This is a genomic window from Burkholderia sp. CpTa8-5 (genome assembly GCF_017815045.1).
Taxonomy (GTDB): Bacteria; Pseudomonadota; Gammaproteobacteria; order Burkholderiales; family Burkholderiaceae; genus Burkholderia; species Burkholderia sola.
In genome coordinates, this window is record NZ_JAGIQD010000078.1 from 1 (window position 1) to 938 (window position 938).

Genomic DNA, 938 nt, shown 5'->3' on the forward strand with positions numbered 1-938 from the left:
CAGCTGATCTCGACGTTCAAGCTCGACGCGAACGCCGATCCGCAAGCGTACGGGATCGGCATCAAGGAACTGTGGGAAATCGATCCGGCCAAGCACAAGCCGGGCCTCGTGATCCACACGGCCGGCTGGCCGCTGAAGTCCGACACGTACGGCGGCTCGTTCCTGTATCACATGGACAACAACCAGGTCGTGGTCGGCTTCGTGGTGGGCCTGGGCTACACGAACCCGTACCTGTCGCCGTTCGAGGAATTCCAGCGCTACAAGACGCATCCGTCGATCCGCGCGTTCCTCGAAGGCGGCAAGCGCGTGTCGTACGGCGCGCGCGCGATCACCGCGGGCGGCCTGCTGTCGCTGCCGAAGACGGTGTTCCCGGGCGGCGCGCTGATCGGCGACGACGCGGGCTTCCTGAACGCATCGCGGATCAAGGGCAGCCATGCGGCGATCAAGACCGGCATGCTCGCGGCCGACGCCGCGTTCGACGCGGTGCAGGCCGGCCGTCAGTCGGACGAGCTCAACGCGTACCCCGATGCGTTCAAGCAATCGTGGCTGTACACGGAGCTGTACCGCGCGCGCAACTTCAAGCAATGGATGGCGAAGGGCCTGTACCTGGGCACGCTGATGGTCGGGCTCGAGCAGAAGGTGATGGGCGGCAACGTGCCGTGGACGCTGCATCACCAGCACGCGGACCACGAGATGCTGAAGCCGGCGTCGCAGTGCGAGCCGATCGCGTATCCGAAGCCGGACGGCAAGCTGACGTTCGACCGGCTGTCATCGGTGTTCATCTCGAACACGAACCACGAGGAAAACCAGCCGGCGCACCTGACGCTGAAGGATGCGAGCGTGCCGGTGAACGTGAACCTGCGCACGTATGCGGGGCCGGAGGCGCGCTTCTGCCCGGCGGCCGTGTACGAGTTCGTGAAGAACGACGACGGCGGCGA

Annotated in this window: 1 protein-coding gene; it reads left to right on the top strand. The window is 65.8% G+C overall.

Annotated elements, in window-relative coordinates:
* The coding region (locus tag J8I35_RS34390) for an electron-transfer flavoprotein:ubiquinone oxidoreductase (protein ID WP_209929397.1) at positions 1 to 938 on the top strand (938 nt) is incomplete at both ends.